At 72.0% G+C, this 9,132-nt stretch carries 8 protein-coding genes; 2 read left to right on the top strand and 6 right to left on the bottom strand.

Annotated features, from left to right (window positions below):
• Positions 1-61 precede the first annotated feature (61 nt).
• From ilvA to ABD151_RS17085, 4 genes are read right to left on the bottom strand one after another with little or no spacing between them, the layout of a single operon-like run.
• Positions 62-1,294 (bottom strand): threonine ammonia-lyase, encoded by a 1,233-nt coding sequence (gene ilvA, locus ABD151_RS17100; protein WP_343996008.1) that lies wholly within the window; start codon positions 1,292-1,294, stop codon positions 62-64.
• Position 1,295: 1 nt separating this feature from the next.
• Entirely contained in the window at positions 1,296-2,645 is a 1,350-nt protein-coding gene (locus ABD151_RS17095; protein WP_343996007.1) for an AI-2E family transporter, read from the bottom strand.
• 14 nt (positions 2,646-2,659) lie between these two features.
• Entirely contained in the window at positions 2,660-4,072 is a 1,413-nt protein-coding gene (locus ABD151_RS17090) for a glutamate mutase L (RefSeq protein ID WP_343996006.1), read from the bottom strand.
• Positions 4,069-5,232 (bottom strand): cystathionine gamma-synthase, encoded by a 1,164-nt coding sequence (locus ABD151_RS17085; protein WP_343996005.1) that lies wholly within the window; start codon positions 5,230-5,232, stop codon positions 4,069-4,071. The genes ABD151_RS17090 and ABD151_RS17085 overlap by 4 nt, the downstream gene beginning before the upstream one ends.
• Positions 5,233-5,395: 163 nt before the next feature.
• Between ABD151_RS17085 and msrA the strand changes: the two genes are divergently transcribed.
• Positions 5,396-6,034, top strand: a complete 639-nt coding sequence (gene msrA / locus ABD151_RS17080; RefSeq protein WP_343996004.1) for a peptide-methionine (S)-S-oxide reductase MsrA — start codon at positions 5,396-5,398, stop codon at positions 6,032-6,034.
• A 3-nt stretch (positions 6,035-6,037) separates the two neighbouring features.
• Here msrA and ABD151_RS17075 read toward each other — a convergent pair whose 3' ends face one another.
• Positions 6,038-6,571 carry a DinB family protein gene (locus ABD151_RS17075; protein WP_343996003.1) on the bottom strand — a complete coding sequence of 178 codons (534 nt, stop codon included), beginning with the start codon at positions 6,569-6,571 and terminating at the stop codon, positions 6,038-6,040.
• Positions 6,572-6,606: 35 nt separating this feature from the next.
• Positions 6,607-7,056, bottom strand: a complete 450-nt coding sequence (locus tag ABD151_RS17070; RefSeq protein ID WP_343996002.1) for a hypothetical protein — start codon at positions 7,054-7,056, stop codon at positions 6,607-6,609.
• A 117-nt stretch (positions 7,057-7,173) separates the two neighbouring features.
• Between ABD151_RS17070 and ABD151_RS17065 the strand changes: the two genes are divergently transcribed.
• A complete protein-coding gene (locus ABD151_RS17065; protein ID WP_343996001.1) occupies positions 7,174-9,132 on the top strand; it encodes an ArnT family glycosyltransferase in 1,959 nt (652 codons plus the stop codon).

Here is a 9,132-nt window from a genome sequence, read left to right as displayed (position 1 = left end):
CGGTCACCGGGCGGCCCTTTCGCGTTGCCGGGACTCGACAGGCGCGAGCACCGGGATGGGATCACTCGAAGACGCGGTAGCCGCGGCCCCGCAGGTGCGCGAGCACCAGCCGGGCATGCTCCTCGCTGCGCGTCTCCAGCTGCACGTGCACCTCGACCTCGTCGAGGTTCAGCGACGGCGAGGTGCGCTCGTGCACCACCTCGAGGACGTTCGCCTGCTCGGTCGCGAGCTCGGTCATCAACTGGGCCAGGCCACCGGGGACGTCGGGGATGCAGACCCGCAGCGCCAGGTAGCGACCGGCGGCGGCCATGCCGTGCCGGATCACCTTGCCCAGCAGCAGCGGGTCGATGTTGCCGCCCGAGAGCACGGCGACGACCGGACCGGTGAAGCTGCCCCGGTGCTCCAGCAGCGCCGCGACCGCGACCGCGCCGGCGGGCTCGACGACCAGCTTGGCGCGCTCCATCAGCGAGAGCAGGGCGCGCGAGTTCGACTCCTCCGAGACGGTGAGGATGCGGTCCACGTACTGGCTCACCGCCCGGAACGGGACGTCGCCCGGGCGCCCGACCGCGATCCCGTCCGCCATCGTGGACATGGAGTCCAGGCTGATCGGCGCCCCCTGCTCCAGCGACGCCGGGTAGGCGGCGGCACCGGCGGCCTGGACGCCGACCACCTCGATGTCGGGGCGCAGCGACTTGATCGCGATCGCCACCCCGGCCAGCAGGCCGCCGCCACCGGTCGGCACCAGTACGGTGGCCGCCTCCGGGGTCTGATCGAGGATCTCCAGTCCGAGCGTTCCCTGCCCGGCGACGATGTCCGGGTGGTCGAAGGGGTGGATCAGCACCGCGCCGGTCTCGCTCGCGTACTCCTGGGCGGCGATCAGCGCCTGATCGACGTAGCGGCCGTGGAAGACCACCTCGGCGCCGTAGCCCCGGGTCGCCTTCTCCTTGGGGATCGGCGCGCCCTCGGGCATGAAGACGGTGGCGCGGATGCCGAGCAGCTGGGCGGCGAGCGCCACCCCCTGCGCGTGGTTGCCGGCCGAGGCCGCCACCACACCGCGGGCGCGCTCCTCCGCGCTGAGCCCGGCGATCCGGGTGTAGGCGCCGCGCACCTTGAACGAGCCGGTGCGTTGCAGGTTCTCGCACTTCAGGTAGGCAGGCGCACCGGTGACGCTGGTCAGCCAGCGCGACTCCTCCATCGGCGTCCGGATCGCGACGCCCTCGAGCAGCGTGCGCGCCGCCTCGATCTCTCGCAGCCCCACCTCGACCGGATCGCGGTCGACATCGTGCTGGCTCATCTCACTCCTTCTCGGTGGTGTCCTCGTCGTCGCGCACGGCGGTGGCCGTGATCGCCTCCTCGAGGGCTTCCTCTTCCTGCCGGGTCGCCTCTTCGCGCTCGGGATGCTCAGCCAGTGCCAGGTCCTGGTCCAGCTTCGCCTCAGGATCATCGTCGCCGACCGGGGTGAAGGCCGCCAGATGCTGGATCACGGCGTTCATCACCGCCGCCAGCGGGACCGCCACCAGCGCACCCGCCACACCGGCCACGATCACGCCACAGGCGATCGCCACGATCACCGCGAGCGGGTGCACCGAGACGAACCGGCCCATCAGGAACGGCTGCAGGACGTGGCCCTCGATCTGCTGCACGACGATCACGCCGAGCAGCATCAGCAGGGCCACCCACGGGCCCTGGGCGACCAGGGCGACCAGGACCGCGACCGAGCCGGCCAGGGTGGCGCCGATCATCGGCACGAAGGCGCCGAGGAAGACCAGCACCCCGATCGGGAAGACGAAGGGGACGTCGAGGACGGCCGCGACGATCATGATCCCGATCGCGTCCACCATCGCGACCACCACGGTGGCGCGCACGAACTGCACCAGCGAGGTCCAGGCGATCCGGCCCGAGGAGTCGACCCGCTCCCGCGCGGCCCGCGGGAAGAGGCGCACCGCCCAGGACCAGATCCGCTCGCCCTCGGCGAGGAAGAAATAGGTGGCGAAGACGACGATGAAGAAGCCGGCGACCAGATGGGTCAGTGCGGTGCCGAGCTCGGTGACGTGGCTGAGGATCTGCGGATCCTGGGACCGAGCGGTGATCTCGGCCTGGGCCTTGGTCAGCCACTCGTCGATCTGGGAGTCGCTGGCGTGGAGCGGACCGTCCTTCAACCACGTGCGGATCTTGTCGAGTCCGTCCACCACCTCGTCGGCGAGGTCGTAGGAGCCGGCGATGATCTCCCGGCCGACGAACGTCAGCAGCGCGCCGACGGCGGCGATCCCGGCGATCAGCACCATCAGGGCGCCCAACGCGCGAGGCACGCCGATCCTGGACAGCCCCCGCACCAACGGCGCCGCCAACGCACTGATCAGCATCGCGATCACCAGCGGCAGGGTGACCACCGCGAAGTAGGCCAGCAGCCAGAGCAGGGCGAGCAACGCGAAGCCGATGATCACGCCGCGCCAGGCCCAGGCGGCCATCAGGTCGAGGGCCCAGGGCACCTCGGCGCGGCTGAAGTTCGAGCGCCCGCCCTGGATCACGGCCGGCTCGTTGCGCCGCTCCCGCCCGGCCGACCACTGGTGGGCGATCTGCTGCGCCAGCCGCTCGGCGAAGGACTCGTTCTTGTTCGCTGCCGAGTCGTCCGCGTCTTTGGTCACGGCCTCAACCTATGTCACCGCTCCGACACCACGTGGGCGTGGTCGAGGACGCCGCGGACCAGCGCAGCGGCGGCCTGCGGATGGGCAGCTGCGAGCAGTCCCGCGGCGGTGAGCAGCACCTGGTCGTCGACGACGAGCAGAGGGCTCTCCGGCAGCCGCGCGGAGGCCGGAGCGACGAGCGCGGCCGCCAGGATGCCGTGCGCGTTCGAGGCATCGGTCTCGCGCAGCACTCCCCCGGAGCCGATCAGGACGGCGGCGGTGCGCAGGTCCGGACCGCGCCCCTCGCTCTCGGGCGATCGGACGGCGTCAGGGGTGTGCGGGTCGAGGCGCGCGATCCCCGCGCCGCCGGCATGACGGCCCAGCGCGAGCCGGATCGCAGCCGTGGCGAGCCGACGCTCCTCCTCCGCCTCGGCGGCGCTGAGCGGCAGCCAGTCGGGGTCGGCACGGCGACGCTCGGCGGGAGGCAGGATCGTCTCGTCCAGCAGTCCGGCGGCGATCCCCGCGTGGGCGGTCTCGACCGCGGACCAGCGCATCCCGAGGTCGCCCTCCACGGTTCGGGTGAGCGGGGTGGTGGCGACCACCTCGCGGGCCAGGCCGGCGTCCTCGGGGTCGACCTCGACCACGCTGTAGACGTCGGTGGTCGCGCCGCCGACGTCGACCAGGACCAGGTCGGTGCGGCCCGCGGACCCGTTGTGGGACAACAGCTCCATGCCGGTGAGCACGACGTCGGGGGTGGCGCCGACGAGCATCGCCGCGAAGCGCGGGTCGCTGCTCAGGTGCTTGCCGCCGATCACGTGCCGCAGGAACATGCCGCGCACGGCCTCGCGGGCCGGGCCGGGTTGCAGGGTGCCGATCCGGGGCATCACGTTGGCAGCGGTGACCACCGCTCGCCCGTCCAGCGCCGCGACGGCGGCCGGCTGGGCCTCGACGTTGCCGGCGACCACGATCGGCCCGCCCCAGCTGGCGCGGGCGATCTCCTCGGCGGCAGCGACCAACGGCGCCGGGTTGCCGCCGTCGGTGCCGCCGACCAGGAGCACCAGGTCCGGTTGCGCGGCGTCGATCCGGTCGGCGAAGGCGGGATGCTCGGCCGCCGCGACGACGTCGATCACCTTGCCGCCGCTGCCCAGCGCGACCCGGTGCCCGGCCTCGGCGGTGACCAGGCGCTCGTTGCCGACGACCAGGATCCGCAGGCCTCCGCCGGCGCTGGAGGCCGCGTAGACCGGGGCCTCCAGCGCCCGCGGGTCCTCGGCGGCCAGCGCGTTCCGGCAGGCGTCGAAGCCGTCGATCAGGTCGGTGTCGATGGTGGTGCGATGACTGGTGCGCGCCACGATCCGCGCCACTCCGAGGTCGACCAGCACCGCCTTGGTGAAGGTCGATCCGTAGTCCACGCAGAGCGCGACGCCCTGCTCACGGGCGGCGGGGCTCACCCGAGGGCTCGCTCCAGATCCGCGATCAGGTCGTCGGCGGTCTCGATGCCGACGCTGAGCCGGATCAGGTCCGCGGGCACCTCGAGCTCGGTTCCGGCGACGGAGGCGTGGGTCATCCGGCCGGGGTGCTCGATCAGCGACTCCACCCCGCCGAGGGACTCGCCCAGGGTGAAGACCTCGGCCCGCTCGCAGACGGCGAGCGCCTGCTCCTCGCCGCCGGTGACCCGGAACGAGATCATCCCGCCGAAGCGCTTCATCTGCTTGGCGGCGACGGCGTGGCCCGGGTGCTCGGCAAGACCGGGGTAGATCACCTGGGAGACCTTGGCGTGGCCGGTGAGGAACTCCACGATCCGCTCCGCGTTGTCGCAGTGGCGGTCCATCCGGATGCCGAGCGTCTTCAGGCCGCGGTGGGTGAGGAAGGAGTCGAAGGGACCGGCGACCGCGCCGATCGAGTTCTGGTGGAAGGCGATCTTCTCGGCCAGCTCGAGGTCACGCACCACGAGCGCACCGCCGACCACGTCGGAGTGCCCGCCGACGTACTTGGTGGTGGAGTGCACGACGATGTCGGCACCCAGGGTGAGCGGCTGCTGCAGGTAGGGCGAGGCGAAGGTGTTGTCGACGACCAGCAGCGCACCCGCCTCGTGCGCGACGCCCGCCAGAGCCTCGATGTCACCGATGTTGAGCAACGGGTTGGTGGGGGTCTCGACCCAGACCAGCTTGGTCTCGCCGGGCCGGATCGCGGCACGCACCGCGTCGACGTCGGAGACCGCGGCCGGCGAGTGCGCCAGGCCCCAGTTCTGCTCGACCTTGTCGAAGAGCCGGAAGGTGCCACCGTAGGCGTCGTCCGGGATCACCGCGTGGTCGCCGGGGCGGCACAGCGCCCGGATCAGGGTGTCCTCGGCGGCCAGACCGGAGGCGAAGGCGAAGCCCCGCTCCCCCTCCTCGAGGGCAGCGAGCACACCCTCGAGCGCGGTCCGGGTGGGGTTCGCGGAGCGGCTGTACTCATAGCCGCCGCGCAGCCCGCCGACGCCGTCCTGCTTGTAGGTGCTGGTCGCGTAGATCGGCGGGATCACCGCGCCCGTGGTGGGGTCGGGGTCGTAGCCGGCGTGGATCGCACGCGTCTCGAACCCGGACTTGGCCTTGTGCTCAGAGGTGCTCACGAGGCGAGCCTACTCGGACGCGCAGGCAACGATCCCCTACGAACCGCATCGAGCAGCGCCCCCGACCCACGACGGCGGGTCGGGGAAGGATCGGCGCGGCCTCGGCGTTGTGGAAGGGTGCGAGGATCGTTGTCGCACCCACCCACGTCTTCTTGGAGGCACCGTGTTCGGCCGCAAGCCACTCGTCGTCCCGACTCCCGACCAGGCGCTGCCGGGCCGCCCGGATCGCTGGTTCCAGCTGGCGGAGCGGCACCTGGTGCTCGATGCGCCCCTGGTCACCGAGGAGGTGCCGGACGGCCTGGAGGTGGCGATCTTCGGGCTCGGCTGCTTCTGGGGCGCCGAGGAGATCTACTGGGCCAAGCCCGGCGTCTGGTCGACGTCGGTGGGCTATATCGGCGGCTCGACGCCGAACCCCTCCTACGAGGAGGTGTGCAGCGGGCAGACCGGGCACACCGAGGCGGTGCGGATCGTCTTCGACCCGGCCGTGATCTCCTACGCCGAGCTGGTGAAGGCCTTCTTCGAGGTGCACGACCCCACCCAGGGCATGCGCCAGGGCAACGACATCGGCACCCAGTACCGCTCCGGCATCTACACGACCACCCCCGAGCAGGTGGCGACGGCGACCGAGCTCACCCAGGTCTACGGCGACGAGCTGGCCCGCCGCGAGATCGGCGCGATCACCACCGAGATCCTGCCCGCGCCGCAGTACTTCTACGCCGAGGACTACCACCAGCAGTACCTGGCCAAGAACCCCAACGGGTACCGCTGCCACGCGAACACGGGCGTCGCCTTCCCGAGCTAGCGGCTACGCGCCGGTCACGCCGTCCAGTCCCTCGCGGATCAGGTCGGCGTGACCGTTGTGGCGGGAGTGCTCCTCGATCATGTGCAGCAGGATCCAGCGCAGCGTGAACGGCTTGCGGGTCCGGTGACTCACCCGAGCGCCCCGGGTCTCCAGCCCGTCGGCCGCTACAGCCCGGGCGATCCCCTCGTCCGCAGCCCGGACGGCATCGTCGAACAGCGTGAGCAGGTCCTCCGGCGAGCGGCCGCGCGCCCAGGTCATCTCCCAGTCGCGATCGGCCTTCCAGTCGGCGACGTCGAAGGGCGGATGCGGCTCCTCGCCATGCAGCATCACCCGGAACCAGTGCACCTCCACCAAGGACAGGTGGCCCAGCAGACCGCCGAGCGTCAGCGCAGACGCTGTCGAGCGGGTGTCCAGCTGTGCCGCGTCCAAGCCCGCACACTTCCAGCGCAAGGTGTCGCGCTGATGGTTGAGAAAGCCGAGCAGCGTCTCCAGCTCGGCTCCCGTCGTCGGCGCCTGAGCCCGTTCGGATGCGTCCATGCCCCGACGCTAGCGCGCGGCACGGCCGTCGAGCCCTACTTGCCGCGCGTCGCCCAGACGTGGCCCCACGGGTCGACCTGGAGCAGATAGCGCTCGTCGCGCACGGTCATCACCCGGTAGATCCAGATCGCGGCCCAGATGCCGCCGGTGATCAGCGTCATCGCGGCGTGCGGCAGGTGCCCGATCTTCGGCTTGAAGGCCAGCACCGCGCCGTCGCGGTTCTGCACCACCACCTGCGCCTGGTTGTTGAGCGCCTGGTCCTGCACCGCACGCTCCAGCGCCCGGGCGCGGATCTCGTCGTCCCGCTCCGGATCGTCGCTCAGCGGTCGCGGGTCCGCGAGCCGCTGCAGCCGCAGCGAATAGAGAGCCGACAGCCAGGAGCTACCGCTCCAGCGACGCCAGCGCTCGCCGTCCCAGCGATACTCGCCGGCCGTGGGCGCGCCGAGCTTCTTCCTGGTACGCCGCTCGAGGGTGCTGGTCCGCATGCCGACCATCCTAGGTGTCACGAGCGCCGCTCCGCTGCGGATCGTTCCGGTCGCGTTCACCGTGCCCACACGCGGCCGCAACCGAGCGGTCGGCGTCGACCCGCACGGTGGGCAACCATGGGGACGACTGCGCGACGCGCATCCACGATCGCACTGCTCGGCGCCACCGGTCTGCTCTACCTGTGGGGGCTCGACGAGTCGGGCTGGGCGAACGCCTACTACTCCGCCGCCGCCCAAGCAGGTGCGGAGTCCTGGAAGGCGTTCTTCTTCGGCAGCCTGGACGCCGGCAACGCGATCACCGTCGACAAGACGCCGCTCGCGCTGTGGCCGATGGCCCTCTCCGTGCGCCTCTTCGGACTCTCCAGCTGGTCGGTGCTGGTGCCGCAGGCTCTCTTCGGCATCGCCTCGGTCTACCTGGTGCTGCGGGTGGTGCGCCGGGCCAGTGGCTCCCAGCGGCTCGGACTGCTGGCCGGAGCGATCATGGCGCTCACTCCCGTTGCTGCGTTGATGTTCCGCTACAACAACCCCGACGCCCTCCTGGTCCTGCTCCTGCTTGGCACCGCCGTCGCGACGTTGCGCGCCATCGAGGAGAGCCACCGCGAGCTGGGCCACCCGACCCGCTGGCTCGCGCTCGGTGGCGCCCTGCTCGGGCTGGCCTACCTCGCCAAGATGTTGCAGGCGTTCCTGGTCGCGCCACCGCTGGTGCTCGCCTACCTGCTCTTCGCCACGGGACCGGTGCGGCGGCGTCTGCTCGACGTCGGTGCTGCCGCAGCCGCCACCCTCGCCGCCGCCGGTTGGTGGGTGCTCGCCGTCGCCCTGTGGCCGGTCGACGCACGTCCCTGGATCGGCGGATCCCAGCACAACTCGGTGCTCGACCTCACCCTCGGCTACAACGGCCTCGGCCGCCTCAACGGCAACGAGGAGGGCTCGATCGGCTCCGGGCATTGGGGCCAGACCTCCTTGGTGCGGCTGCTCTCCCCCAGCAACGGTGGACAGGCCGGGTGGCTGCTGCCGACGGCCCTGGTCCTGCTGGTCGCCGGTCTCATCCTGGTACGGCACCGTCCGGAGCGCGCCGGAGTGCAGGCCGCCCTCACCCTGTTCGGCTCCTGGCTGGTGCTGACCGCCCTCGTCTTCAGCCTGATGCGCGGGATCTACCACTCCTACTACGCCGTCGCCCTCGCGCCGGCACTCGCCGTGGTGATCGCACTCGGCGGGCGCGAGCTGTGGCAGGCCCGTGACCGCGCCGGGTGGCGGCACCTGCTGGTCGCCGTCGTCGCAGGCACGGGAGTGTGGTCCTTCGTCCTGCTGGCCCGCAGCCCGGACTTCCTGCCCTGGCTGCGTTGGCTGGTGCTCGCCGTCGCCCTGGTCGCCGCCGCTCTGGTCGCCCAGCCGCACCACCGCGCGCCTCGCGCGGCGCCGCTCGCGCTGGGCCTGAGCCTGGTGGTCGGGTTGACCGGGCCGGCCGCCTACTCGCTGGCCACCGCCGCACTGCCGCACGAGGGCGCGGTGATCACCGCCGGTCCCGACGGCCGCGGCAGCGACCTCCCCCAAGCCGGCGAGCGCCTGGCCGAGGCGCTGTCGAGCGCTCCGCTGCTCCCCGACGATGCGCCGCCACGCGACGCCACCACCCGCGAGCTCGACCACCTTGCCGAGCAGCTCGGGATCGACGTCTACCGCACCACCTACGGTCCGGCCGGCAGCCTGTTGCATGTGAGCACTCCCTCGCACCGCCTGATCCGCGTACTGCTGAGCGGGCGTCGGGACCGGAGGTGGCTGGCTGCAACGGTGGGCGCCAACGCCGCCGCCGGGTTCCAGCTCGCCACCGGCCGCCCGGTGATGGCGATCGGCGGCTTCAACGGCACCGACCCGCTCCCCGACCTGGCCACCTTCCAGCTGCGCGTGCAGCGCGGCGAGATCGGCTGGTTCGTCGGCGGCGGGGTGCTGGGCCCGCAGACCGGCGGGTCCCAGGCGGCACGCACGATCACCGCCTGGGTGGCCGCGCGCTACCGTCCGCTGCGCGTCGACGGCGTTCTGCTCTACGACCTGACCCGGCCGCCGGAGCCGTTGGCCCGCTGA

It is taken from the genome of Nocardioides dubius (genome assembly GCF_039528155.1).
Taxonomy (GTDB): Bacteria; Actinomycetota; Actinomycetes; order Propionibacteriales; family Nocardioidaceae; genus Nocardioides; species Nocardioides dubius.
Note: the sequence above shows the minus strand (reverse complement) of the source record. Positions and strands in the feature narration are given on the sequence as shown.